The sequence below is a fragment of the Amycolatopsis cynarae genome (genome assembly GCF_026802195.1).
Taxonomy (GTDB): Bacteria; Actinomycetota; Actinomycetes; order Mycobacteriales; family Pseudonocardiaceae; genus Amycolatopsis_E; species Amycolatopsis_E rhizosphaerae.
Genome location: NZ_CP113836.1, coordinates 2,035,070 through 2,061,540 on the forward strand (window position 1 = coordinate 2,035,070; position 26,471 = coordinate 2,061,540).

Here is a 26,471-nt window from a genome sequence, read left to right on the forward strand (position 1 = left end):
GGGGGCCGCAAGTGGAGCCCCGCTCCCACCCGCGCTGCCCACCGAGGTGGCCGGGTCCGGTCTCGCCACTTCAGTTGTGGTGAAGCGTCCGTTCGCGGACGCGATCGGAAGAGGGCCCCGCGGGCCGGCCAGCAAGTGCCGGAGACGGGGCCCGCGGTATGTGGGCACCAGGTCGAGCAGGCGACATATTTCTCGAACCAAGGAGGCCACATCAGCTCCGAGACACGCATCAACGACCGCATCCGCGTTCCCGAGGTCCGTTTGGTCGGACCGAACGGTGAGCAGGTCGGTATCGTCCGGATCGAAGATGCGCTCAGGCTCGCTCAGGAAGCGGACCTCGACCTCGTCGAGGTCGCCCCGCAGGCGCGCCCCCCGGTCTGCAAACTCATGGACTTCGGCAAGTTCAAGTACGAGAGTGCGCAGAAGGCTCGCGAGTCGCGCCGGAACCAGCAGCTCACCGTCATCAAAGAGCAGAAGCTGCGCCCGAAGATCGACCAGCACGACTACGAGACGAAGAAGGGCCACGTGTCCCGCTTCCTCGCCGCCGGGAACAAGGTGAAGGTCACCATCATGTTCCGTGGGCGTGAGCAGTCGAGGCCGGAACTCGGGTTCCGGCTGCTGCAGAAGCTCGCCGACGAAGTGTCCGAACTCGGTTACGTGGAGTCGTCGCCGAAGCAGGACGGTCGCAACATGATCATGGTGCTGGCGCCGCACAAGAATGCCAAGGCGAAGCAGCAGAAGGCGCCGAAGGAAGAACAGGAACACGTCGAGTCCTGACCTGCCGCCGCCGAGACGACGCAGTCCGCAGCACACCGGTTTTCCGGTGTGCTGCACCATGAAAGAGAGTCACTAATGCCCAAGATGAAGACGCACAGCGGCACCTCGAAGCGGATCCGGGTGACCGGCACTGGCAAGCTGCGCCGCCAGAAGGCCGGCCGGCGGCACCTGATGGAGAAGAAGGCCAGCAAGGTGACCCGCCGTCTCGAGGGCACCACCGAGGTCGCCCAGAACGACGCGGGCCGCATCAAGCGTCTGCTCGCCCGCTGAGCTTCCCCGCCTTTCGCCGTAAACCCCGGGGTGCCGGCATCGGTATCGGTGCCCCCTGAGATCGACAGGATGGACCCGTGGCACGCGTCAAGCGGGCGGTCAACGCCCAGAAGAAGCGTCGCGCAACTCTCGAACTGGCCAGCGGCTACCGCGGCCAGCGTTCGCGGCTGTACCGCAAGGCCAAGGAGCAGACGCTCCACTCGCTGAACTACGCCTACCGGGACCGCCGCGCCCGCAAGGGTGACTTCCGCCAGCTGTGGATCACCCGCATCAACGCCGCCGCCCGTCAGAACGGCGTGACCTACAACCGGTTCATCCAGGGCCTCAAGGCCGCCGGCGTGGAGGTCGACCGCAAGGTCCTCGCCGACCTGGCCGTCACCGACGCGGCCGCGTTCGCCGCGCTGGCCGAAGTGGCCAAGCAGCACGTGACGACCGGCCCCGAAGCCGAGAAGTCGGCCTGAGCACCGAAGCCACGCAACCCGGGGCGGAGCCGTTCACCGAACGGACCCCCCGGGTTGCCGCTGCCCGGCGCCTGACCCGCCGCGCCGAACGGGACAAGACCGGCCGGTTCCTCGCCGAGGGCGCCAACGCGGTGGGCGCGGCGCTGGACCGCGGCGCCGCCGAACCGGGGTTCGTGCACGAACTGTTCGTGACGGAACGGGCCGCGCAGGCCCATCCGGAGCTGGTCACCGCCGCCCGCGAGCAGGGCGTGCGTGTCTCGCCCGTCACCGACCGGGCCGCCGCCGGGCTGTCCGAGACCGTCACCCCGCAGGGCATCGTCGCGGTGTGCGCATTGCTGGACCGCCCGCTCGCCGCGGCGCTCCCGCCATCCCCGCGCCTGGTCGCGGTCCTCGTCGGCGTGTCCGACCCGGGGAACGCGGGCACCGTGATCCGCGTCGCCGACGCCGCCGGTGCCGACGCCGTGCTCCTGGCGGGCGACAGCGTCGATCCCCACAACGGCAAATGCGTCCGTGCCTCGGCAGGCAGCCTGTTCCACCTGCCGATCGCGCGGGTTCGCGAAACCGGTGCCGCGCTGACGGCCTGCCGTGAGGCGGGGCTGCGGCTGCTGGGTGCGCACGGCTACGCCACCACGGGGCTGGACGCCCTGGATCTGTCCCGGCCCGCGGCCTGGATCTTCGGCAACGAGGCGCACGGACTGCCGCCCGAGGTGCTGGCGGCGGTCGACGAAGGGGTGCGAATTCCGCTCTACGGCAAGGCGGAGAGCCTCAACCTGGCCACCGCCGCGGCGGTCTGCCTGTACGGCAGCGCGCTGGCGCTGCACGGGCCGCGCGGAGGGTGACCGTCCGTCACCGGATCGCGGTCGCCTAGAATCCATCGGTAATTGCTTACGTGTGCTCGTGCCGAGCCGCGACCGTCACAGCGGACGCTGAGGAGTTATGTCCGGAGCCAACGACAAGCAGGCCGCCCAGCCGGGCGACGGGGTTTCCACCCTGACGCCGGAAACCCTGCAGGCCGCGGTCAAGGCCGCCGAAGCCGATTTCGGGCAGGCCGAAGACCTGGACGCGCTCGCCGCGGTGAAGCCGGCCCACCTGGGTGACCACGCCCCCCTGATGCTGGCCCGCCGGGCCATCGGGGCGTTGCCCAAGGCGGAGAAGGCCGAAGCGGGCAAGCGGGTCAACGAGGCCCGTCAGGCCGTCCAGGCCGCTTTCGACACGCGTCGTGCCGTGTTGCAGGCCGAGCGCGACGAGCGCGTGCTGCGGGAAGAGGCCGTCGACGTGACGCTGCCCTGGGAGCGCATCCCGCGCGGCGCGCGTCACCCGATCACCACCCTGAGCGAGCGCGTCGCCGACGTGTTCGTCGCGATGGGCTGGGAGGTCGCCGAGGGCCCCGAGCTGGAAGCCGAGTGGTTCAACTTCGACGCCCTCAACTTCGGCAAGGACCACCCCGCCCGGCAGATGCAGGACACCTTCTACGTCGGCGAGCCCGGTTCTGGCCTGGTCCTGCGCACCCACACCTCTCCGGTGCAGGCCCGCACGCTGCTACACCGCGACGTTCCCGTATACGTCGTCTGCCCGGGCCGCACCTACCGCACCGACGAACTCGACGCCACGCACACCCCGGTGTTCTCCCAGGTCGAGGGCCTGGCGGTGGACAAGGGCATCACGATGGCGCATCTCAAGGGCACGCTCGACGCGTTCGCCCGCGCGATGTTCGGCGAGCGGTCCAAGACCAGGCTGCGCCCGCACTTCTTTCCGTTCACCGAGCCCTCCGCCGAGGTGGACGTCTGGTTCGAGGAGAAGAAGGGCGGCCCCGGCTGGGTGGAGTGGGGCGGCTGCGGCATGGTCAACCCGAACGTGCTGCGGGCCTGCGGCGTCGACCCGGAGGTGTACTCGGGCTTCGCGTTCGGTATGGGGCTGGAGCGGACCCTGCAGTTCCGCAACGGCATCCCCGACATGCGCGACATGGTGGAAGGCGACGTCCGGTTCACCCTTCCCTTCGGCACGGAGGCCTGAATGAGCGTGCGTGAACTGGCCGCTCTCGCCGGCCCGGCCGCTCTGCGGAACAAGGAGGCACAGTGCGAGTCCCGGTAAGCTGGCTGACCGAGCATCTGGACGCCGGCGAGATAGGGCCGCAGGAACTGGCGGAGGCGTTCGTCCGGATCGGCATGGAGATCGAGGACATCCAGCCCCTCGGTGAGGTGACCGGCCCGGTGGTCATCGGCCGCGTCGCCGCCATCGAGGAGCTGACCGGCTTCAAGAAGCCCATCCGCTACTGCCGTGTCGAGACCGGAGAGGACGACCTGCCCGCCGATCGCTCCGCGGACGAGGACGCCTCGGCGGGGGACCACGGTCCGGACGCGCTGAAGACCCGCGGAATCGTCTGCGGCGCCACGAACTTCGCCGAGGGCGACCTCGTCGTCGTCGCTCTCCCCGGTTCGGTGCTGCCCGGCGGGTTCGCCATCGCGCAGCGCAAGACCTACGGCCGCGTCAGCGACGGCATGATCTGCTCGGCCCGGGAACTGGGGCTCGGCGACGACCACAACGGCATCCTGGTGCTGCCGCCCGCAACCGCCTCGCCCGGCGACGACGCCCGCGCGCTGCTCGGGCTGGACGACACCGTCCTCGACGTCGTGCCCACCCCGGACCGCGGTTACGCGCTGTCGATCCGCGGCCTTGCCCGTGAGCTCGCGTGCGCCCTCGACGTGCCGTTCGGCGACCCGGCGAGCCTGGACCTGCCGGAACCCGAGGGCGAGGCCTGGCCGGTCCGCATCGAGGACCCGAGCGGGTGCAGCCGGTTCGTGCTGCGCCGGATCACCGGTCTGGACGCCGGTGCGCCGACACCGTGGTGGATGCGCCGCCGCCTGATGCTGGCCGGGATCCGGTCCATCTCGCTGGCGGTGGACGTCACCAACTACGTCATGCTCGAACTCGGCCACCCGCTGCATGCCTTCGACACCTCCTCGGTGAAGGGGGATCTGGTGGTGCGCCGGGCCAAGCCGGGCGAGAAACTGACCCCTTTGGACGATGTCGAGCGGACACTGGACCCGGACGACATGGTCATCGCCGACGACAGCGGGGTCATCTCGCTGGCGGGCACGATGGGCGGCGCGAGCACCGAGATCACCACCGAGAGCACCGACGTGCTGATCGAGGCGGCGCACTGGGACCCCCCGTCGATCAGCCGCACCGCCCGTCGGCACAAGCTGTTCTCCGAGGCGGCCAAGCGGTTCGAGCGGTTCACCGACCCGCAGGTGTGCGCGGTGGCCGTGGAGCTCGCGGCACGACTGCTGCGCCGGTACGGCGACGGCAGCATCCAGCCGGGCCGCACCGACGTCGGCCACGTCGAGCCGAACCTCCCGGTGACCATGCCGATCGATCTGCCCGACCGCGTCGCGGGCGTGCGGTACGACCGCGGGGTCACGGTGCGGCGGCTCGGCCAGATCGGCTGCAAGGTCACCGTCGGCACCTCCGACGAGGGCATCGCGCTGGTGACCGCGGTGCCGCCGAGCTGGCGTGGCGACCTGCTCCAGTCCGCGGACCTGGTCGAGGAGGTGCTGCGGCTCGAGGGGTACGACAGCATCCCTTCGACCCTGCCGCCGGCGCCCGCGGGTGCGGGGCTCACCGACACGCAGCGCCGTCGGCGCACCGTGTCCCGCGCGCTGGCCGCGGCCGGTTACGTCGAGGTCCTGCCGTTCCCGTTCATGTCCGCCGAGACCTGGGATGCCTTCGGGCTGCCCGAGGACGACGTCCGCCGCCGCACGGTGAAGGTGCAGAACCCGTTGGAGGCGGACAAGGACCAGATGGCCAGTTCGCTGTTGCCCGGTCTGCTGGAAACTCTGCAGCGCAACGTTTCCCGCGGATTCCGGGATCTGGCGCTGTTCCACATCGGACAGGTCGTGCTGCCCGGCGCCGCCCCGGTCCGGATGCCCGAACTCGGCGTCGAGCACCGTCCCGGTGACGAGGAACTCGCTGCGCTCGAGGCCGCGGTTCCCGCCCAGCCGGTGCATGTGGCCGTGGTGCTCACCGGGCAGCGGCAGCGTTCCGGCTGGTGGGGCTCCGGGGAAGCGGCAAACTGGGCCGACGCCGTCGAAGCGGCCCGCACTGTCGGCGCGGCCGCCGGTGTCGAACTGCGAGTGCGCGCCGCCGACCTGCTGCCCTGGCATCCCGGACGCTGCGCCCAGCTCATGGTGGGCGACTGGCCGGTGGGGCATGCGGGCGAGCTGCACCCGAAGGTGATCGAGGCGCTGGGCCTGCCCAAGCGGACCGTCGCCATGGAGCTCGACCTCGACGCCATCCCGCTGCCGGACGGGCGGCCCGCACCCGCGGTCTCGCCGTTCCCTCCCGTGCTGCTGGACGTGGCGGTCGTGGTGGACGCCAAGGTTCCCGCCGCGGACCTGGCCGAGGCGATCGCCGCCGGTGCCGGGGAACTGCTGGAGGATGTCGCGCTGTTCGACGTCTACACCGGTGACCAGATCGGTGCGGGTAAGCGGTCGCTGGCGTACAAGCTGCGCTTCCGCGCCCCGGATCGCACACTCACGGTCGAAGAGGCCACCAAGGCTCGTGACGCGGCGGTCGCCGAGGCGGCGGCCCGGTTCGGCGCTGCCCTGCGCGGCTGAGCACTGTTCGAGTGGGCCTCTCCGCCAACCGCGGAGGGGCCCACTCGTGTTTGTGCGGTCCACCTGGACCATTTACCGCAGGTGTTTGAGCGCTTCGCGGACGGAGAGCGCCGAAAGACCGGGGTGATCGGCGACGAAACCACGCACCCAGGCGGGGTCGGTTCTCGCGTACTGGCGTAAGGCCCAGCCGATTCCCTTGCGCAGGAAGAAATCCCGTTCGTCGATATTCGCTTCGATCGCGTGGGTCAGCAGGTCGAGATCGGTCTCCGTCTTCGCATCGAGCTGGCAGATGACGGCCGTCCGCCGTCGCCACCGATCCGGATCGGTGACCCAGCGGTGCAGGACCGTGCCGACCGCCCGCGGCTCGGCCCGCAACAGGGGGCCGATGCGGTGCACCGCGATATCGTCCACGTAGTCCCACCAGGCACCGGTGACGATGAGCTCGTCGTACAGCGGGAGCAAAGTGGAATCCTGCCAGCATGCATAGTGCCGGTACCCGGTCAGGTCGATGGCGAGGTACCGCTCCTCGCGGAAATCCGCTTCCCGCCACAGTTTTTCGACCGCGGCGACGAACGACCCCCGGTCCGGCAGGACGAATTCGGCGAACAGGCGCCGGGTGAGCCGGCTGCGGACGGGTTTGGGCACACCGCGAAAAGGCAGGGCGGACTTCATGTAGGCCTGCATCGCCGGCGCCTTCGCCTGGTCCCCGGACTGGGCCAGCCCGGCCCTGGCCGCGGTCACCAGCCGGTCCACGACATCCACCGGGTGAGCCTACCGGCAAGTTCCGACGAAGGTCGGGTGGCGGAAACCGCCGTGATCCGAGAGGTTGTTCGGCGACACTGCCCGATTCCTCGGAAAAGTGGGGGAAATGTCGACGAAAAGGATCAAAGTGAACAAACTCTGCTCGGCGGTCGCGGTGGCCGGCGTGCTCACGGCGGGTCTCGTGGCCGCGCCGTCTGCGAGCGCTTCCCCGGGCGGGGCGGAGTTCACGCCCGTGCCCATCGCCTGGGGGGACTGCTCTTCGTCCAGGCTGCAGAAGGCGGGCGCGCAGTGCGGTTATCTCGAGGTGCCGCTCGACTACGACAACCCGTCGGGCGCCAAGATCTCGCTGGCGGTGTCCCGCGTCCAGCACACCACGCCCCAGTCCCAGGGCGTGATGCTGGTCAACCCCGGCGGTCCCGGCGGTTCCGGCCTCGGCCTTTCGGTCCTGGGCAGGTACGTGCCAGGCCACGCGGGCGATTCCTACGACTGGATCGGCTTCGATCCCCGTGGGGTCGGCGCCAGCAAGCCCTCGCTGTCCTGCGATCCCGGTTACTTCGGCTACAACCGGCCGAACTACGTGCCGTCGACGCCGCAGCTCGAACAGACCTGGCTCGCCCGTTCGAAGGGGTATGCGGGAGCCTGCGCGAAGAACGGCGCACTGCTGTCGCACATGAAGACGACCGATGTCGCGCGGGACATGGACTCGCTGCGGAAGGCACTGGGTCAGCGGCAGATCAACTACTACGGCTTCTCCTACGGCACCTACCTCGGCCAGGTGTACGCCACGCTGTTCCCGGAACGGGTGAGGCGAATGGTGCTCGACAGCAACGTCGACCCGCGGAAGGTGTGGTACCAGGCCAATCTGGACCAGGACGTGGCCTTCGACCGCAACATCAAGATCTACTTCGACTGGATCGCCAAGTACGACGACGTCTACCACCTGGGCGGCACGGGCGCGGCCGTCGAGCAGTTGTGGTACTCGGAGCAGCGGAAGCTGAACCACGAACCGGCAGGTGGCGTGATCGGGCCCGACGAGTGGAGCGACATCTTCCTGCAGGCCGGCTACTACCGCTTCGGCTGGGAGGACCTGGCGAAGGCGTTCTCCGGCTGGGTCCACAACGGTGACTGGCAGACGCTGAAAGCGCTCTACGACGACACCAACAGCCCGGGCGACGACAACGGGTTCGCGGTCTACGCGGCTGTCCAGTGCACCGACGTGCAGTGGCCGGTCAGCTGGAACAAGTGGCGTGCGGACAACTGGCGCACCTACTTCCGGGCGCCCTTCGAAACCTGGGGCAACGCCTGGTACAACGCACCGTGCCTGAACTGGCCCGCCGCCGCGGGCAAGCCGGTGGAGATCAACGGTGCCAAGGTGTCGAGCGCACTGCTGATCGACGAGGAACTGGACGCCGCCACCCCGTTCGAAGGCAGTCTCGAGGTGCGCAAGCGGTTCCCGAACTCGAGCCTGATCGCCGAGCCGGGCGGCACGACGCACGCCGATTCGCTTTCCGGTGACGCGTGCGTGGACGACCAGGTGGCCGCCTACCTGGCCACGGGCAAACTGCCGGCGCGCAAGCTGGGCAACGGCCCGGACACCACCTGTGCGCCCCTGCCGGATCCGGTCCCGGCAGGCGCGGGCCAGGCCGCCGCAGCCGCCAAGGCGGCCTCGGCGCAGCCGTTCGAACTGCGGCACGCGCTGGTGAGTGCGGTCACCCGGTACTGACGCCCCCGGCCTCGCCGCCCCCACCCGCGAACCGGGGCGGCGAGGCCATCGCTCTCGGTATCTCCGGCGCCATCCCCAGCGCCATCCCGACTGCCGTTCCCAAAACGAGTCCCGCACTTCCACCTCCTGTGGCTGTTTGTAGCCGTGTTGTGGCCGAAGGTAGCGGGAGCCACCGACAATTCCGTTCCGTCCCCGTCCGGATGCGCTGGGTCACGAAAACTGTCGGGGGGTGTCGCTAGCGTGCGGGGCATGACCATCATCGAAGAGCACCGGACGACGATCCGGGCCAGCGAGAACACCTATTCCATCGAGGTCACCGCGCTGCCGGGCGGGGACCGCACCGACCGCCTCGTGGTGAGCATCGGTGGCACCGGGCCACAGGGCGAACCGGTCGCCGAAGGCCAGCTCGAAATCTCCGCTGGCGCCGCCGAGACGTTCGGCTCCCTGCTGTCGGAGACCCTGCGGCATCACGGCGCGCTCAGCGAGCCGGGGGCGCGAAGAGGCAGGCCGCGGGCCCTGCGGCACGGCCGCCCGTGGACGAGCGAACTCGACGCCGAACTCGAGCGCCGCTGGCTGGCCGGGGAAACCGTGGAAGAGATCGCCGCGCACCTGGAGCGCATTCCCGGCGGGATCCGGGCCCGTCTGCCTCGGGTGGGCTGCGATCCGGAGCGGCCGGGCGAGTACCTGCCGGAACCTCCCAGTCGCCGATCGCCGAGCGGACCGCGCGAGGACCCGTGACGCTGCCCGGGCACCAGTGGTGACGGTCCTCGGCTAGACAGGGAAAGGAGCCGGTCAAGGGAGGATCGGGATGGCAGGACGTCGATCGGTGACCAGGACCGCCGGGGCTGCCGGGGCTGCCGGGCCTGGCAGTGCTGCCAGGGCGGCCGGGGTCGCGGGCATCCTCGCGGCCGTGGTGCTCGTGGCGTCCTGCCAGGGCAACACCGGTTCGGCCCCGCCCAGTTCCTCCCCGGCCGCCGCTCCGGCACCGGGGACCGCGTCGGCATCGACGTCCGGTCCGGCGCAGGAGATCGGCGGCATCCCGCTGTACCAGCCCGCCGAGGTGGTCAGCAAGGCGGCGGGGTCGGCCGTGCTCCGCACGGGTGATCCGGTCGAGCGGGTCAAGGAGTTCTACGACCAGGCGGTCGAGCAGGGCGGATGGCAGGTCGTGTCCAAGACCGAAGCCGGCGGCACGGCGGCCTACGTGGTCAAGAAGCAGGGGCAGGGAGCCTCGTTGTCCCTCTCGCCGGCCCCTGACGGCCAGACACTGATCTCCATCAGCACCTATCCGTCGCCATGAGGGGGCCGGGGGAAGCGAGTGGGTCCTGGGCCGACGGCCGCAGGGGACGGATCACCGGATCCACGGGGACCGCTGATCCGTTCCCCGCGGCGGGGGGTCGCCCGATTTGCTGATCGCGGCGGCGGAGCGGAGCCTGTTGCGGTAGCGGCCAATCCTCGACCCCGATTGATTGATATTGCGTGGCGGTGCATAATCATTCGTATGACGGTGAAGGTCGCGGTGGCCGGGGCGAGCGGGTATGCGGGCGGAGAGGTCCTGCGCCTGCTGCTGGGGCACCCCGAGGTGGAAATCGGTGTACTGACCGCTGCCAGCAGTGCGGGCACTCAGCTCGGGCAGCACCAACCGCATCTGGCGCCGCTGGCCGGCCGGGTGCTGCGGGAGACGACGGCGGAAACCCTCGCCGGGCACGACGTGGTCTTCCTCGCCCTGCCGCATGGTCATTCGGCGGAGATCGCGGCGCAGCTCGGCCCGGAGGTGCTCGTGGTCGACCTCGGCGCCGACCACCGGCTGGCCGATCCGGCCGACTGGCGGCGCTGGTACGGCGGTGAGCACGCCGGCACCTGGCCCTACGGTCTGCCGGAGTTGCCAGGGGCGCGCGAGAAGTTGATCGGGACCAAGCGCATCGCGGTGCCGGGCTGCTTCCCGACCGGCGGTTCGCTGGCGCTCGCGCCGGCGCTGGCGGCGGGGCTGGTCAGGCCGGAGGTCCACGTGGTCGCGGTGACCGGAACCTCCGGGGCGGGAAAGAGCCTCAAACCGCACCTGCTGGGCTCGGAGGTGATGGGTTCCGCGAGCGCCTACGGGGTCGGCGGCACACACCGCCACACGCCCGAGTTCGCGCAGAACCTCAGCGCGGTCGCCGGGGAACGGGTCACCGTCTCGTTCACCCCGGTGCTCGCGCCGATGCCTCGCGGGATCCTCACCACCGCGAGTGCCCCCTTGGCCGCCGAAACGGACACCGCGGCCGCCCGGGCCGTGTACGAGAAGGCTTACGACGCCGAACCTTTCGTGCAGGTGCTGCCCGAGGGCGTCTGGCCGGCCACGGCGGCCACGCTGGGGTCGAACAACGTGCAGATCCAGGTCGCGGTCGATGCCGACGCCGGAAGGCTGATCGTGATCACCTCGATCGACAACCTGACCAAGGGGACCGCGGGCGGCGCGATCCAGTCCATGAACCTCGCGCTCGGCCTGCCGGAAACCACCGGCCTTTCGACTGTAGGAGTAGCTCCGTGACCGTCACCGGACCGAAGGGATTCCGGGCCGCGGGCGTGGCCGCCGGGATCAAGGAATCCGGCGCCCTCGACCTCGCGCTCGTCGTCAACGACGGGCCGCAGCACACGGCCGCGGGGGTGTTCACCCGCAACGCGGTGAAGGCCGCGCCGGTGCTGTGGTCGCAGGAGGTGCTGCGGCACCAGCGGCTGCGCGCCGTGGTGCTCAACTCCGGCGGGGCGAACGCGGCGACCGGGCCGGGGGGATTCCAGGACACGCACGCCACCGCGGAGAAGGTCGCCGAAGTGCTGGGGACCGGGGCGATCGACGTGGCGGTGTGCTCCACGGGCCTGATCGGCGAGCGCCTGCCGATGGATGCCGTGCTCTCCGGCGTGGTCACCGCGGTCGGGGCACTGGATCGCACGCGCGAGGCGGGCCTTGCCGCGGCCACCGCGGTGATGACCACCGACAGCGTGCCCAAGCAGAGCTGGAAGAGTCACAGCGACGGCTGGAGCATCGGCGGTTTCGCCAAGGGAGCCGGGATGCTCGCGCCGAACCTCGCCACGATGCTCGTAGTGCTCACCACCGACGCCGTGATCGCGCCGGAGGCGCTGGACGCGGCGCTCCGGGCGGCCGCCAGGGTCACCTTCGACCGGCTGGACGTCGACGGGGGCACCTCGACCAACGACACGGTGCTGGTGTTGTCCTCGGGGGCGAGCGAGCTGTCCCCGCGCGTCGACGACTTCACCGAGCTGCTCACCGCGGTGTGCCTCGACCTCGTGTATCAGTTGCGGGCGGACTCCGAGGGGGCGACCAAGGACGTCGACGTGATCGTGCGTGGCGCGGCCAGCGAGCAGGACGCGATCAACGTGGGCCGCACCGTGGCGGAGGACAACCTGGTGAAGACCGCGCTGTTCGGTTCGGACCCGAACTGGGGCCGGATCGCGATGGCGGTCGGCCGGTCCCAGGCCGAGGTGGATCCGAACACGCTGGCCATCGCGATCAACGGCGTCACCCTGTTCGCGAGTGGGACCACCGCGGCCGACCGCACCAAGGTCGACCTCGGTGCGCGTGCGATCGAGATCGCGATCGACCTGGGCATCGGGTCGAGCACGGCCACGATCTACACCACCGACCTCTCCCACGGTTACGTCGAAGAGAACAGCGCCTACTCGTCATGACCACGTCCGAAAACCTGGTCGCGGCGGACGACCGGCTGGCCACCGCCGCCGAGAAGGCCGGTGTGCTGATCGAGGCGCTGCCCTGGCTGCAGCGGTTCCACGGGGCGACCGTGGTGGTCAAGTACGGCGGCAACGCGATGATCGACGACGAGCTCAAGCAGGCCTTCGCCCAGGACATGGTGTTCCTGCGGATGGTCGGTCTGCGTCCGGTCGTGGTGCACGGCGGCGGGCCGCAAATCACCGCGATGCTCGAGCGCGTGGGCCTCGTCGGGGAGTTCAAGGGCGGCCTGCGGGTCACCACGCCGGAGACGATGGACATCGTGCGGATGGTGCTGGTGGGCCAGGTCAGCCGTGAGCTGGTCGGCCTGATCAACAGCCACGGCCCGTACGCTGTGGGCATCTCCGGCGAGGACGCACAGCTGTTCATCGCCGAGCGCAAGCAGGCCACGGTGGACGGTAGGCCGGTCGACGTCGGGCTCGTCGGCGAGGTCGCCTCGGTCAACCCGGACGCGGTGCTGGACATCGTCAACGCCGGCCGCATCCCGGTCGTGTCCACGGTGGCCCCCGATGCCGACGGCGTGGTGCACAACGTCAACGCCGACACGGCGGCGGGAGCGCTGGCCGCGGCGCTGGGCGCCGAGAAACTGGTCGTGCTCACCGACGTCGAGGGCCTGTACGCGAACTGGCCCGACCGGTCCTCCCTGGTCGACCGGCTACGCGTCGACCGGCTCGAACAGCTGCTGCCCACGCTGGCCAGCGGCATGATCCCGAAGATGGAGGCCTGCGTGCGCGCGGTGCGCGGCGGAGTCCGCAGCGCCCACGTGATCGACGGCCGCATCGCGCATTCGGTACTGCTCGAAGTCTTCACGTCCCGCGGCATCGGCACCATGGTGCTGCCCGAAGAGGAGTCCTGATGAACCAGATGACCTCCAACGCCGACGCGCAGGAGCACTGGCGGTCCGCCCTGATGGGCAACTACGGCACTCCGCAGCTGGCGCTGGTCCGCGGTGAGGGCGCCAAGGTGTGGGACGCCGACGGCAACGAGTACCTCGACCTGCTCGGCGGCATCGCGGTGAACGCGCTCGGTCACGCGCATCCGGAAGTGGTGCGCGCGGTGACCGAGCAGATCAGCCGCATCGGCCACACCTCGAACCTCTACCTCAACCCGGTCGCGGTGGAGCTCGCGGAGACGTTGCTGGACGTCGCGGGCCTGCACGGCAACGGCAAGGTGCTGTTCGTCAACTCGGGCGCGGAGGCGAACGAGGCGGCCATCAAGATCAGCAGGCTGACCGGCCGGACCAAGATCGTCGCCTGTGAGGGGGCCTTCCACGGCCGCACCATGGGTTCGCTCGCGCTGACCGGCCAGCCGTCCAAAAAGGAGGCCTTCGAGCCGTTGATGCCGGGCGTGGTGCACGTCCCGTTCGGCGACGTGGACGCGCTGCGCAGGGTTGTCGACACCGAAACCGCCGCGCTGGTGCTCGAGCCGATCCTCGGCGAGGCGGGGGTGATCCCCGCTCCCGACGGTTACCTCCAGGCGGCCAGGGAGATCACCAAGGAGGTCGGTGCCCTGCTGATCCTGGACGAGGTGCAGACGGGCATCGGCCGCACCGGGTCCTGGTTCGCCTTCCAGCGGGCCGGGATCGTGCCGGACGTGATCACGCTCGCGAAGGGCCTCGGCGGCGGGCTCCCGCTGGGCGCCGTCATCGGGGTCGGCGCGGTGGGCGACCTGCTCAAGCCCGGCCAGCACGGCACCACCTTCGGCGGCAACCCGGTGTGCTGTGCGGCGGGACTGGCGGTGCTGCGTACGATCGCCCGCGACAACCTCGTCGACCACGTTGCCGCACTGGGCAAGGATCTCGCCCACGGGATCGAGGAGCTCGCGCATCCGCTGGTCGGCGGTGTTCGCGGGGCGGGCCTGCTGCTGGGCATCGCCTTGCGGCAGCCGGTCGCCCCGGCCGTCGCGAAGGCCGCGCAGGAGGCCGGTTACCTGGTCAACCCGGTGGCCGCCGACGCCATCCGGCTGGCGCCACCCCTGATCCTGAGCCATGAGCAGGCCGAGGGATTCCTCGCCGCGCTCCCGGGCGCACTCGACAGTGCGGCCGGCACCACCGGTAAGGAATGACATGCCACGCCACTTTCTCCGCGACGACGACCTGACGCCCGAGGAGCAGCTCGCCGTCCTCGACCTCGCCGACGAGCTCAAGCGGGACCCGCTCGGCAACCGGGCACTGGGCGGACCGAAGTCCGTCGCCGTGCTGTTCGAGAAGAACTCGACCCGGACGCGGCTGTCGTTCGAGGTGGGCATCGCCCAGCTCGGCGGCAACCCGATCATCGTGGACGGCCGCTCGATGCAGCTGGGCCGCGAGGAGACCATCGAGGACACCGCGCGGGTGCTGTCCCGGTATGTGGACGCGGTGGTCTGGCGCACCTTCGCCCAGCAGCGCATCATCGCGATGGCCTCGGCGGCGACGGTTCCGGTGGTCAACGCGCTCACCGACGAGTTCCACCCCTGCCAGGTGCTGGCGGACCTCCAGACGATCCGGGAGCGCAAGGGCAGGCTGGCCGGGCTCACCCTGACCTATCTCGGTGACGGCGGCAACAACATGGCGCACTCGCTGCTGCTCGGCGGCACCACCGCGGGCCTGCACGTGCGGGTCGTGGCGCCCGAAGGCTTCCAGCCGCTGCCCGACGTGGTGGAGGCGGCGGGCAAGCGAGCGGCCGAAACCGGCGGCAGCGTGACCGTCCTGCAGGATCCGAACGCGGCGGTGGAGGGCGCGGACGTGCTCGTCACCGACACCTGGACCTCCATGGGCCAGGAGAACGACGGCCTGGACCGCGTGACGCCGTTCAAGAAGCTTCAGATCAACACCGAGCTGCTGGCGGAGGCCGCCGCGGAGGCGATGGTGCTGCACTGCCTGCCGGCACACCGGGGCTGGGAGATCACCGACGAGGTGCTCGACGGCCCGGCGAGCGCGGTCTGGGACGAGGCGGAGAACCGGCTGCACGCGCAGAAGGCGCTGCTGGTGTGGCTGCTTTCGCGGGAGGGTGCGTAACCGCATGGCTTCGCCGATGAGCCGGGCCGCACGCCAGGCCAGGATCACCGAGCTCGTGTCCACGATGGCCATCCGCAGCCAGACCGAGCTCGCGAAGATCCTGGCGGCCGAGGGGATCGAGGTCACGCAGGCCACGCTGTCGCGCGACCTCGACGAACTGGGCGCGGTGAAGCTGCGGGGCGCGGACTCCGGGGCACCGGTGTACGTCATTCCCGAGGACGGCAGCCCGGTCCGGGGGGTGCAGGGCGGCACGTCCCGGCTCTCGCGCCTGCTGGCCGAGCTGATGGTGTCGGTGGACGCCTCGGGCAACCTCACCGTGCTGCGCACGCCGCCCGGCGCGGCGCAGTTCCTGGCCAGTGCCATCGACCGGGCGGCGCTGGAGGAGGTGGTCGGGTCGATCGCGGGCGACGACACGGTGGCGGTGATCGCCAGGGAACCGCTGTCCGGCCGGGATCTGGCCGACCGGTTCACCGCACTGGCCCGACGCTCGTCTACTTTGGACGTAAGTGGCAATGGCAGGGAGAACGGGAATGGCTGAACGGGTCGTGCTCGCCTATTCCGGTGGCCTGGACACCTCGGTCGCCATCGGCTGGATCGGCGAGGAGACGGGGGCCGAGGTGGTGGCCGTGGCCGTCGACCTCGGGCAGGGCGGCGAGGACATGGAGACGATCCGCCGCCGGGCGCTCGCCTGCGGTGCGGTGGAGGCGGTCGTGGCCGACGCGCGGGACGAGTTCGCCGACGGCTACTGCCTGCCCGCGCTCCAGGCCAATGCGCTGTACATGGACCGCTATCCGCTGGTGTCCGCGCTGTCGCGCCCGGTGATCGTCCGGCATCTGGCGAAGGCGGCGAAGGAGTTCGGCGCCACGACGGTCGCGCACGGCTGCACGGGCAAGGGCAACGACCAGGTTCGGTTCGAGGTCGGCCTGGGTGCGCTCGTCCCCGATCTGAAGGTGGTCGCGCCCGCCCGGGACTTCGCCTGGACGCGGGAGAAGGCCATCGCCTACGCGGAAGCGCGTGACCTGCCGATCGACGTGACCAAGAGGTCCCCGTTCTCCATCGACCAGAACGTGTGGGGCCGCGCCGTGGAGACCGGATTCCTCGAGGACCTGTGGAACGCGCCCACCGAGGACGTCTACGCCTACACCGAGGACCCCGCGAACCACTTCGGTTCCCCGGACGAGCTGGTGATCACCTTCGACCGCGGGGTCCCGGTCGCGATCGACGGCGAGACGGTCACCATGCTGGAGGCGATCCAGCAGCTGAACCGCCGTGCCGGGGCGCACGGCGTCGGCAGGCTGGACATGGTCGAGGACAGGCTGGTCGGCATCAAGAGCCGCGAGGTCTACGAGGCCCCCGGCGCGATCGCCCTGATCACCGCACACCAGGAACTGGAGAACGTCACCATCGAGCGTGACCTGGCCCGGTTCAAGCGCCAGGTCGAGCAGCGCTGGGGCGAACTGGTGTACGACGGCCTGTGGTTTTCCCCGCTCAAGGAGGCTTTGGACGCGTTCCTCGCGCGAAGCCAGGAGCGGGTTTCCGGCGAGATCCGGTTGCGCCTGCACGGGGGCGCCGCCGTGGTCACCGGCCGGCGCAGCGACGAGTCGCTGTACGACTTCAATCTGGCGACTTACGACGAGGGCGACACCTTCGACCAGTCCCTGGCCAAGGGATTCGTCCAGCTGTGGGGCCTGCCGAGCAAGATCGCCGCCAAACGCGACCAGAAAGGCTGAAAAGAGCGTGGGAGACACAGGGCAGCCGGTGCAGCTGTGGGGCGGCAGGTTCGCCAGCGGACCGGCCGAGGCGATGGCGAGGCTGAGCGCGTCGACGCATTTCGACTGGCGTCTGGCGCCCTACGACATCGCAGGGTCCCGCGCGCACGCCCGCGTGCTGCGGAACGCGGGCCTGCTCACCGAGGACGAACTGAACGGGATGCTGGCCGCGCTCGACCGGCTCGCCGAGGACGTCGCGTCCGGTGCGTTCACCCCGGCCCCCGGGGACGAGGACGTCCACACCGCCCTCGAACGCGGGTTGCTGGAACGGGCCGGTGCCGAACTCGGCGGCAAGCTGCGCGCGGGCCGTTCCCGGAACGACCAGGTGGCCACCCTGTTCCGGATGTGGCTGCGCGACGCGGCCCGCCGGGTCGCCTCCGGCACGCTCGACGTGGTCGATGCCCTGATGGCGCAGGCCCGGCGGCATCCGGATGCCGTCCTGCCGGGACGCACCCATCTGCAGCACGCCCAGCCGGTGCTGCTGGCGCACCATCTGCTCGCGCACGCGCACGCGTTGCTGCGGGACGTGGATCGCCTGCGGGACTGGGACGGCCGCGCGGCGGAATCGCCGTACGGCTCGGGAGCGCTGGCCGGGTCCTCCCTCGGCCTCGACCCGGAGGCGGTGGCGAAGGAACTGGGGTTCGACACCAGCGTGGAGAACTCCATCGACGGCACCGCGTCCCGGGATTTCGCCGCCGAATTCGCCTTCGTGCTGGCGATGCTCGGCGTGAACCTTTCGCGCATCGCCGAAGAGGTCATCATCTGGAACACGGCCGAATTCGGCTACGTCACGCTCGACGACGCGTGGGCTACCGGTAGTTCGATCATGCCGCAGAAGAAGAACCCGGACGTCGCCGAGCTGACGCGCGGCAAGTCCGGCAGGCTTATCGGCAACCTCACCGGACTGCTCGCCACCCTCAAGGCGATGCCGCTGGCCTACAACCGGGACCTGCAGGAGGACAAGGAGCCGGTGTTCGACTCGGTGGAGCAGCTGGAACTGCTGTTCCCCGCGATCGCCGGGATGCTGGGCACGCTCACGTTCCACACCGACCGGCTGGCGGAGCTGGCCCCGGCCGGTTTCACGCTCGCCACCGACATCGCGGAGTGGCTCGTCCGGCAGGGGGTGCCCTTCCGGGTCGCCCACGAGGCGGCGGGGGAGTGCGTCCGGGTCGCGGAGTCGCGGAATGCGGGCCTGGAGGACCTCACCGACGAGGAGCTGGAGAAGATCCACCCGGCGCTGACCCCGCGGGTGCGCGAGGTGCTCACCGTGGCGGGCTCGGTCGCCTCGCGTGCCACCCGGGGCGGCACCGCTCCCGCACGCGTTGCCGAGCAGCTCGACCGGCTCGACGGGCGGGTGGCCGTCTTCCGGAAGTGGATCTCCTGAAGGGCCCGGTGACCGCAGGGCGGCGTAGCGGGCTCGGGGGCCCGGTCGGGTACACATGGAGTCTGTGAGGCCCCGAATCGATCACCTGGTGTATGCGACACCGGATCTGGAAGAAACCGTCGCCCGGCTGACCGCCCGCGGGGTGCGGCTCGGACCTGGCGGCCCGCACGTCGGGCTCGGCACGAGGAACTTCCTGACGGCGTTCGACGACGGCACCTACCTGGAGGTGGTCGGTCCGGACGTGGACCAGCCGGAGCCGGAATCGCCCCGTCCGTTCGGCATCGCCCACCTGTCCGGCCCGTGCCTGGTCACCTGGGCGGCCCGGGTACCGGATCTGGCCAGGGCCCAGCGGGACGCGGCGGCCGCCGGATACGTGTTGTGGGGGCCGCAGCCGATGTCGCGGCGACGGCCGGACGGTGTGCTGCTTTCCTGGGAACTGGCCTTCCCGCCCGACGGGGACGGGGTGGTGCCGTTTCTCATCGACTGGCGCGACTCGCCCCATCCGGCGGCGAGTGCGGTCCGGGGCGGGCGCCTCGCCGCGTTCCGTGCCGTCCACCCCGAGCCCGCGCTCGTCGTCGGCAAGCTGGACGCGTTGGGGCTCGCCCTACGCGTGGACCCGGGGGAGCGACCGGGCCTGACGGCCGAGCTGGCCCTGCCCACCGGTGAGGTCGTGGTGCTGCGGTGAGGCTGTTCGAACGGGAGGAACTGGCCGTCGATCCGGTCGAGCTGGCGCGGCTCCTGCTCGGTGCCGTGATCGAGACCACCTCGCCCGAGGGCGTCGTCGCCGCACGCCTGGTGGAGGTGGAGGCCTACCGGGGGCAGGACGATCCGGCTTCGCACTGCTACCGCGGTCGCACGCCCCGCAACGAGGTGATGTGGGGCCCGGCCGGTCACCTGTACGTCTACTTCGTCTACGGCATGCACTTCTGCGCCAACGTGGTCGGCAGGGCGGACGGCGAAGCCGGCGCCGTGCTGCTGCGCGGGGCCGAAGTGCTGTCGGGCACCGGGCTGGCCCGCGGCCGCAGGAAGGCCTCGCGGCGCGACGAAGACCTGGCCTGCGGGCCCGCAAGGCTGACCACCGCACTGGGCATCGGCCCCCAGCACAACGGGGCCGATCTGCTCGACCCGGCCTCGCCGGTGCGCCTGCTCACCGGCGACGAGGTGGCGCCCGGCCGGATCCTCAGCGGGCCGCGGGTCGGTGTCGCCGCCGCGATGGACACCCCGTGGCGGTTCTGGGTCGACGGCTCGGGCTCGGTGTCCGCGTACCGTCGGGGTGGACGCCGGGTGCCGCCGACCCGGCCATTGACCGATTGACCTGGTACGGGAGTATTCGAGGCGTGAGCGAACACATTCTCGACGAACTGTCCTGGCGCGGGCTCATCGCGCAGTCCACCGACCTCGACGCGCTGCGGAAGGACCTGGACGCCGGTCCGCTCACCCTCTATGGCGGCTTCGACCCGACCGCGGACAGCCTGCACGCCGGGAACCTGGTCCAGTTGCTGACGCTGGCCCGGTTCCAGCGCGCCGGTCACCGGCCGATCGTGCTCGCCGGCGGGGCCACCGGGCAGATCGGCGACCCCCGGGACGTGGGGGAGCGGACCCTGGTGAGCCGGGAGGTCACCGCGCAGCGGCTGGAGCGGATCCGCGGCCAGCTGACGAAGTTCGTCACCTTCGACGACTCACCCACCGGGGCGGTCATCGAGAACAACCTCAACTGGTTCGGCGAGGTCACCGCCCTGGACTTCCTGCGGGACGTGGGCAAACACTTCTCGATCAACGTGATGCTGTCCAGGGAGACGGTGCGACGCCGGCTGGCCTCGGACGGGATGTCGTACACGGAGTTCAGCTACCTGCTCCTGCAGTCCTACGACTACCTGCGGCTGTTCCGGAAGTACGGCACGAAGCTGCAGATCGGCGGCTCCGACCAGTGGGGCAACATCGTGGGCGGGGTCGATTACATCCGCAAGGTCGACGGGGCGGGCGTGCACGCGCTCACCACCCCGCTGGTGACCGACGCGGAGGGCCGGAAGTTCGGCAAGTCCACCGGCGGCGGGAACCTGTGGCTCGATCCGGCCATGACCTCGCCGTACGCGTGGTTCCAGTACTTCGTGAACGTCGCCGACAGCGAGGTCGTCCCCTACCTGCGCATGTTCACCTTCCTCAGCCGGGAGGAGATCGAGGAGTTGGAGCGGCTCACCACCGAGAAGCCCCAGCTGCGGGCCGCGCAGCGGAGACTGGCCGAGGAGCTCACCACGCTCGTGCACGGCGCCGACCAGACGAAGCAGGTGATCGCCGCGAGCCAGGCGCTGTTCGGACGGGGCGAGCTGGGCGAGCTCGACGAGCGCACGCTCGAGGCGGTCATGAGCGAGGTGCCCACCGGTGAGGTCCGTCTGCCCGACGAGCCCACGATCGTCGATCTGCTGCTCGCTCCCGGTCTGGTCGACAGCAAGGGGGCCGCGCGACGCACCGTGAAGGAGGGCGGCGCGTACGTGAACAACGTGAAGATCAGCGACGAGAACTGGCGGCCGGAGCCGGGCGACGCCCTGCACGGCAAGTGGCTCGTCGTGCGCCGGGGCAAACGGCACGCCAGCGGCGTGCGAATGCTGCCCTGACCTGCGATTTCACCGTTTAGAGACCCCCCTGTTCGGGCCGGCTTTCCTGGCGTGTAATCTTCTCTTCGTCGCCAGGGAGACCGGGCCGGCGGGGCGAGGAGCCCCAAGGCGCGGGGTACCAGGCAGAGGGCCACGAACCAAGCTCCCAGCAAGTGTGGTAGAGTGGGTGGTCCTGACGGACGAAGTCCACACCCCCCGATGAATCTCCGGATTGCCGGTAGGGTATGGTTCGTTCGCAGAAGCAAGAAGAGCTTAGAAGCAACTGCGGTTGCGTGTTGTTTGAGAACTCAACAGTGTGCTAATGAACTAAGCCAGTAGAGCTTTGTATATTTGAACCCTTTGGGTTCCTTTGAGATTGACTGTTTGAGTCGATCGGATTTTCTGACATTGTTGGAGAGTTTGATCCTGGCTCAGGACGAACGCTGGCGGCGTGCTTAACACATGCAAGTCGAACGCTGAAGCCACTTCGGTGGTGGATGAGTGGCGAACGGGTGAGTAACACGTGGGTAATCTGTCCTGCACTCTGGGATAAGCCCTGGAAACGGGGTCTAATACCGGATACGACTTCGCACCGCATGGTGTGGGGTGGAAAGTTCCGGCGGTGCAGGGTGAGCCCGCGGCCTATCAGCTTGTTGGTGGGGTGATGGCCTACCAAGGCGACGACGGGTAGCCGGCCTGAGAGGGTGACCGGCCACACTGGGACTGAGACACGGCCCAGACTCCTACGGGAGGCAGCAGTGGGGAATATTGCACAATGGGCGAAAGCCTGATGCAGCGACGCCGCGTGAGGGATGACGGCCTTCGGGTTGTAAACCTCTTTCGCCAGGGACGAAGCGCAAGTGACGGTACCTGGAGAAGAAGCACCGGCTAACTACGTGCCAGCAGCCGCGGTAATACGTAGGGTGCGAGCGTTGTCCGGAATTATTGGGCGTAAAGAGCTCGTAGGCGGTTTGTTGCGTCGGCCGTGAAAACTGGAGGCTTAACCTTCAGCTTGCGGTCGATACGGGCAGACTTGAGTTCGGTAGGGGAGACTGGAATTCCTGGTGTAGCGGTGAAATGCGCAGATATCAGGAGGAACACCGGTGGCGAAGGCGGGTCTCTGGGCCGATACTGACGCTGAGGAGCGAAAGCGTGGGGAGCGAACAGGATTAGATACCCTGGTAGTCCACGCTGTAAACGTTGGGCGCTAGGTGTGGGCGACATCCACGTTGTCCGTGCCGTAGCTAACGCATTAAGCGCCCCGCCTGGGGAGTACGGCCGCAAGGCTAAAACTCAAAGGAATTGACGGGGGCCCGCACAAGCGGCGGAGCATGTGGATTAATTCGATGCAACGCGAAGAACCTTACCTGGGCTTGACATGCATCAGACAGCCGTAGAGATACGGTTTCCCTTGTGGTTGGTGTACAGGTGGTGCATGGCTGTCGTCAGCTCGTGTCGTGAGATGTTGGGTTAAGTCCCGCAACGAGCGCAACCCTTGTCCTGTGTTGCCAGCGCGTAATGGCGGGGACTCGCGGGAGACTGCCGGGGTCAACTCGGAGGAAGGTGGGGATGACGTCAAGTCATCATGCCCCTTATGTCCAGGGCTTCACACATGCTACAATGGCTGGTACAGAGGGCTGCGATACCGCGAGGTGGAGCGAATCCCTTAAAGCCAGTCTCAGTTCGGATCGCAGTCTGCAACTCGACTGCGTGAAGTCGGAGTCGCTAGTAATCGCAGATCAGCAACGCTGCGGTGAATACGTTCCCGGGCCTTGTACACACCGCCCGTCACGTCATGAAAGTCGGTAACACCCGAAGCCCACGGCCCAACCCGTAAGGGAGGGAGTGGTCGAAGGTGGGACTGGCGATTGGGACGAAGTCGTAACAAGGTAGCCGTACCGGAAGGTGCGGCTGGATCACCTCCTTTCTAAGGAGCACAACACATCCATCCGATCCGCTTTTGGTGGTGAGTGGTGGAGTGGCCAGGCCTAGTGTCCGAATGTGGCACTGTCTGGGCGCTCAAGGAATTGTGGAACTACTGGTTTATGCCGGCGGCAGGGTTTGCTGTCCCGCGTGAGTACTGTTTCTGCCTGTTGGTGGGGGCGTGGAAAGTGTGTGGATGGGGTTCTGTTGTTTGGTGTTTGTTGGTGCACTGTTGGGTCCTGAGGCAACACGCCTGGGCCGGTTTTGCCGGTGGGTGGTTGTTTCTGGTGTGGTGTTTGAGAACTGTAGAGTGGATGCGAGCATCTTTGTGGTCAAGTTGTTATGGGCACATGGTGGATGTCTTGGCATCAGGAGCCGATGAAGGACGTGGGAGGCTGCGATAAGCCTCGGGGAGCTGCCAACCGAGCTGTGATCCGAGGGTGTCCGAATGGGGAAACCCAGCACCTGTTATGAGGTGTTACCTGCTGGTGAATATATAGCCGGTATGGAGGGAACGCGGGGAAGTGAAACATCTCAGTACCCGTAGGAAGAGAAAACAAGTGTGATTCCGTGAGTAGTGGCGAGCGAAAGCGGAGGAGGCTAAACCGTATGCATGTGATACCTGTCAGGGGTTGTGTGTGCGGGGTTGTGGGACCTGTCTTCCCAGATCTGACAGTCTGGGCGTGATGCTGCGCGGCTAGTGGAACAGCCTGGGATGGTTGACCGGAGTGGGTGAGAGTCCCGTACGCGAAAGTCGTGTTGGTGTTGTGTGATGGTGTTCCCGAGTAGCAGCGAGCTCGTGGAATTTGCTGTGAATCTGCCGGGACCACCCGGTAAGCCTAAATACTTCCTGGTGACCGATAGCGGACTAGTACCGTGAGGGAAAGATGAAAAGTACCCCGGGAGGGGAGTGAAAGAGTACCTGAAACCGTGTGCCTACAAGCCGTCAGAGCCTTTGGGTGATGGCGTGCCTTTTGAAGAATGAGCCTGCGAGTTAGTGCTGCGTGGCGAGGTTAACCCGTGTGGGGTAGCCGTAGCGAAAGCGAGTCTGAATAGGGCGTTTGAGTCGCGTGGTCTAGACCCGAAGCGGAGTGATCTACCCATGGCCAGGGTGAAGCGCCGGTAAGACGGTGTGGAGGCCCGAACCCACCAGGGTTGAAAACCTGGGGGATGAGTTGTGGGTAGGGGTGAAAGGCCAATCAAACTCCGTGATAGCTGGTTCTCCCCGAAATGCATTTAGGTGCAGCGTCGTGTGTTTCTCTCTGGGGGTAGAGCTACTGGATGGCCTAGGGGCCTTACCGGGTTACCGAAGTCAACCAAACTCCGAATACCAGAGAGTGAGAGCGCGGCAGTGAGACGGCGGGGGATAAGCTTCGTCGTCGAGAGGGAAACAGCCCAGAACACCGGCTAAGGCCCCGAAGTGTGTGCTCAGTGGGAAAGGATGTGGGATTGCCCAGACAACCAGGAGGTTGGCTTAGAAGCAGCCACCCTTGAAAGAGTGCGTAATAGCTCACTGGTCAAGTGGTCCTGCGCCGACAATGTAGCGGGGCTTAAGCACACCGCCGAAGCCGTGTCATTGACACAATAGATCCGCGCAGCTCTTTGTGGGTTGTGTGTAGTCGTGTTGATGGGTAGGGGAGCGTCCTGCATCCAGTGAAGCCGTGACGTAAGTTAGCGGTGGAGGGTGTGGGAGTGAGAATGCAGGCATGAGTAGCGAATGCAGAGTGAGAACCTCTGCCGCCGGATGACCAAGGGTTCCTGGGTCAAGTTAATCTGCCCAGGGTGAGTCGGGACCTAAGGCGAGGCCGACAGGCGTAGTCGATGGACAACGGGTTGATATTCCCGTACCCGCGTGTGTTCGCCCATAGCGAGGCGCCGGATACTAACCACCCGAGCTGGCTGCTGATCTTCGGATTGGTGGTTGGTGAGCGTGGGGCCTGATGGTGTAGTAGTTAAGCGATGGGGTGACGCAGGAAGGTAGCTCCGCCAGTGAGTGGTTGTACTGGTGTAAGCGTGTAGGCCGGAACGTAGGTAAATCCGTGTTCCATATGGGCTGAGACGTGATGCGTAGCCGTTGAGGTGAAGTAGAGTGATCCTATGCTGCCGAGAAAAGCCTCTAGCGAGAACATGTGTGGCCCGTACCCCAAACCGACACAGGTGGTCAGGTAGAGAATACTAAGGCGATCGGGTGAACTGTGGTTAAGGAACTCGGCAAAATGCCCCCGTAACTTCGGGAGAAGGGGGGCCAAAGCACTTGAAGCCCTTCGCGGGCTAGGGTGAGTTGGCCGCAGAGACCAGCGGAAAGCGACTGTTTACTAAAAACACAGGTCCATGCGAAGTCGTAAGACGATGTATATGGACTGACGCCTGCCCGGTGCTGGAACGTTAAGAGGACCGGTTAGCCTTTCGGGGCGAAGCTGAGAATTTAAGCGCCAGTAAACGGCGGTGGTAACTATAACCATCCTAAGGTAGCGAAATTCCTTGTCGGGTAAGTTCCGACCTGCACGAATGGCGTAACGACTTTCCGGCTGTCTCAACCACAGGCCCGGCGAAATTGCATTACGAGTAAAGATGCTCGTTACGCGCGGCAGGACGGAAAGACCCCGGGACCTTTACTATAGCTTGGTATTGGTTTTCGGTTCGGTTTGTGTAGGATAGGTGGGAGACTGTGAAGCGGGGACGCTAGTTCTCGTGGAGTCGTTGTTGAAATACCACTCTGATCGGATTGGGAATCTGAACCTCGGACCGTGATCCGGTTCAGGGACAGTGCCTGGTGGGTAGTTTAACTGGGGCGGTTGCCTCCTAAAGAGTAACGGAGGCGCCCAAAGGTTCCCTCAGCCTGGTTGGCAATCAGGTGTTGAGTGTAAGTGCACAAGGGAGCTTGACTGTGAGACTGACAGGTCGAGCAGGGACGAAAGTCGGGACTAGTGATCCGGCACCTCCTGGTGGAAGGGGTGTCGCTCAACGGATAAAAGGTACCCCGGGGATAACAGGCTGATCTTGCCCAAGAGTCCATATCGACGGCATGGTTTGGCACCTCGATGTCGGCTCGTCGCATCCTGGGGCCGGAGTAGGTCCCAAGGGTTGGGCTGTTCGCCCATTAAAGCGGCACGCGAGCTGGGTTTAGAACGTCGTGAGACAGTTCGGTCCCTATCCGCCGCGCGCGTAGGAGACTTGAGGAAGGCTGTCCCTAGTACGAGAGGACCGGGACGGACGAACCTCTGGTATGCCAGTTGTCACGCCAGTGGCATGGCTGGTTGGCTACGTTCGGAAGGGATAACCGCTGAAGGCATCTAAGCGGGAAGCCTGTTCCAAGATGAGGTCTCCCACCCCTTTGTGGGTTAAGGCCCCCTAGAGACGATGGGGTTGATAGGCCAGAAATGGACGCACAGTAATGTGTTTTCGAGTTGACTGGTACTAATAGGCCGAGGACTTGTCTACAAAGGTGCTACGCATCC

At 67.7% G+C, this 26,471-nt stretch carries 21 protein-coding genes and 2 rRNA genes; 22 read left to right on the plus strand and 1 reads right to left on the minus strand.

Annotation, left to right across the window (positions count from 1 at the left end):
• The first annotated feature begins 135 nt into the window (after window positions 1-135).
• From infC to pheT, 6 genes are all read left to right on the plus strand, one after another.
• A complete protein-coding gene (gene infC, locus ORV05_RS09645) occupies window positions 136-777 on the plus strand; it encodes a translation initiation factor IF-3 (protein WP_268758111.1) in 642 nt (213 codons plus the stop codon).
• 75 nt (window positions 778-852) lie between these two features.
• On the plus strand, window positions 853-1,047 hold the full coding sequence (gene rpmI / locus ORV05_RS09650) for a 50S ribosomal protein L35 (RefSeq protein ID WP_144588502.1): 195 nt from the start codon (window positions 853-855) through the stop codon (window positions 1,045-1,047).
• 77 nt (window positions 1,048-1,124) lie between these two features.
• Complete coding sequence (rplT, locus tag ORV05_RS09655; protein ID WP_144588504.1) at window positions 1,125-1,508, plus strand: 50S ribosomal protein L20; 384 nt, start codon at window positions 1,125-1,127, stop codon at window positions 1,506-1,508.
• Window positions 1,505-2,347 carry a TrmH family RNA methyltransferase gene (locus tag ORV05_RS09660; RefSeq protein ID WP_268759744.1) on the plus strand — a complete coding sequence of 281 codons (843 nt, stop codon included), beginning with the start codon at window positions 1,505-1,507 and terminating at the stop codon, window positions 2,345-2,347. The genes rplT and ORV05_RS09660 overlap by 4 nt, the downstream gene beginning before the upstream one ends.
• 97 nt (window positions 2,348-2,444) lie before the next feature.
• Window positions 2,445-3,521: a phenylalanine--tRNA ligase subunit alpha gene (gene pheS / locus ORV05_RS09665; protein WP_268758112.1), complete on the plus strand. Its 1,077-nt coding sequence runs from the start codon at window positions 2,445-2,447 to the stop codon at window positions 3,519-3,521.
• A gap of 62 nt (window positions 3,522-3,583) precedes the next feature.
• Window positions 3,584-6,124: a phenylalanine--tRNA ligase subunit beta gene (gene pheT / locus ORV05_RS09670; RefSeq protein ID WP_268758113.1), complete on the plus strand. Its 2,541-nt coding sequence runs from the start codon at window positions 3,584-3,586 to the stop codon at window positions 6,122-6,124.
• Window positions 6,125-6,196: 72 nt separating this feature from the next.
• Here the strand turns inward: pheT and ORV05_RS09675 are convergent, their stop codons facing one another.
• Window positions 6,197-6,886, minus strand: coding sequence for a DNA alkylation repair protein (locus ORV05_RS09675; RefSeq protein ID WP_268758114.1), 690 nt, complete (start codon window positions 6,884-6,886; stop codon window positions 6,197-6,199).
• 127 nt (window positions 6,887-7,013) lie between these two features.
• Here ORV05_RS09675 and ORV05_RS09680 point away from each other — a divergent pair, with 127 nt between their 5' ends.
• The 16 genes from ORV05_RS09680 (at window position 7,014) to ORV05_RS09755 (ending at window position 26,454) form a co-directional block, all read left to right on the plus strand.
• Complete coding sequence (locus ORV05_RS09680) at window positions 7,014-8,609, plus strand: alpha/beta hydrolase (RefSeq protein ID WP_268758115.1); 1,596 nt, start codon at window positions 7,014-7,016, stop codon at window positions 8,607-8,609.
• A gap of 249 nt (window positions 8,610-8,858) precedes the next feature.
• Entirely contained in the window at window positions 8,859-9,347 is a 489-nt protein-coding gene (locus ORV05_RS09685; RefSeq protein WP_268758116.1) for a helix-turn-helix domain containing protein, read from the plus strand.
• A gap of 70 nt (window positions 9,348-9,417) precedes the next feature.
• Complete coding sequence (locus tag ORV05_RS09690) at window positions 9,418-9,906, plus strand: hypothetical protein (protein ID WP_268758117.1); 489 nt, start codon at window positions 9,418-9,420, stop codon at window positions 9,904-9,906.
• Window positions 9,907-10,107: 201 nt separating this feature from the next.
• The gene (gene argC / locus ORV05_RS09695; protein ID WP_268758118.1) at window positions 10,108-11,136 is read left to right on the plus strand and encodes an N-acetyl-gamma-glutamyl-phosphate reductase; all 1,029 of its coding nucleotides are present in this window, start codon (window positions 10,108-10,110) and stop codon (window positions 11,134-11,136) included.
• On the plus strand, window positions 11,133-12,293 hold the full coding sequence (gene argJ / locus ORV05_RS09700) for a bifunctional glutamate N-acetyltransferase/amino-acid acetyltransferase ArgJ (protein ID WP_268758119.1): 1,161 nt from the start codon (window positions 11,133-11,135) through the stop codon (window positions 12,291-12,293). Before argC ends, argJ begins: the two co-directional genes overlap by 4 nt.
• Window positions 12,290-13,207, plus strand: coding sequence for an acetylglutamate kinase (gene argB / locus ORV05_RS09705; RefSeq protein WP_268758120.1), 918 nt, complete (start codon window positions 12,290-12,292; stop codon window positions 13,205-13,207). Before argJ ends, argB begins: the two co-directional genes overlap by 4 nt.
• Window positions 13,207-14,415, plus strand: a complete 1,209-nt coding sequence (locus ORV05_RS09710) for an acetylornithine transaminase (RefSeq protein ID WP_268758121.1) — start codon at window positions 13,207-13,209, stop codon at window positions 14,413-14,415. The genes argB and ORV05_RS09710 overlap by 1 nt, the downstream gene beginning before the upstream one ends.
• 1 nt (window position 14,416) lies before the next feature.
• Window positions 14,417-15,346, plus strand: coding sequence for an ornithine carbamoyltransferase (gene argF / locus ORV05_RS09715; protein ID WP_268758122.1), 930 nt, complete (start codon window positions 14,417-14,419; stop codon window positions 15,344-15,346).
• Window positions 15,347-15,362: 16 nt separating this feature from the next.
• Window positions 15,363-15,884 carry an arginine repressor gene (locus tag ORV05_RS09720; protein WP_268759745.1) on the plus strand — a complete coding sequence of 174 codons (522 nt, stop codon included), beginning with the start codon at window positions 15,363-15,365 and terminating at the stop codon, window positions 15,882-15,884.
• Window positions 15,877-17,076: an argininosuccinate synthase gene (locus ORV05_RS09725; RefSeq protein WP_268758123.1), complete on the plus strand. Its 1,200-nt coding sequence runs from the start codon at window positions 15,877-15,879 to the stop codon at window positions 17,074-17,076. The genes ORV05_RS09720 and ORV05_RS09725 overlap by 8 nt, the downstream gene beginning before the upstream one ends.
• Window positions 17,077-17,149: 73 nt before the next feature.
• On the plus strand, window positions 17,150-18,499 hold the full coding sequence (argH, locus tag ORV05_RS09730) for an argininosuccinate lyase (RefSeq protein WP_268759746.1): 1,350 nt from the start codon (window positions 17,150-17,152) through the stop codon (window positions 18,497-18,499).
• An 88-nt stretch (window positions 18,500-18,587) separates the two neighbouring features.
• The gene (locus ORV05_RS09735; RefSeq protein WP_268758124.1) at window positions 18,588-19,184 is read left to right on the plus strand and encodes a VOC family protein; all 597 of its coding nucleotides are present in this window, start codon (window positions 18,588-18,590) and stop codon (window positions 19,182-19,184) included.
• Window positions 19,181-19,813, plus strand: a complete 633-nt coding sequence (locus ORV05_RS09740) for a DNA-3-methyladenine glycosylase (RefSeq protein WP_268758125.1) — start codon at window positions 19,181-19,183, stop codon at window positions 19,811-19,813. Before ORV05_RS09735 ends, ORV05_RS09740 begins: the two co-directional genes overlap by 4 nt.
• Before the next feature lie 23 nt (window positions 19,814-19,836).
• A complete protein-coding gene (tyrS, locus tag ORV05_RS09745) occupies window positions 19,837-21,111 on the plus strand; it encodes a tyrosine--tRNA ligase (protein ID WP_268758126.1) in 1,275 nt (424 codons plus the stop codon).
• A gap of 387 nt (window positions 21,112-21,498) precedes the next feature.
• A 16S ribosomal RNA gene (locus tag ORV05_RS09750) occupies window positions 21,499-23,017 on the plus strand.
• Window positions 23,018-23,343: 326 nt separating this feature from the next.
• Window positions 23,344-26,454, plus strand: a 23S ribosomal RNA gene (locus ORV05_RS09755).
• The 16S and 23S rRNA genes sit together here, the layout of an rRNA operon.
• The last annotated feature ends 17 nt before the right edge of the window (window positions 26,455-26,471 follow it).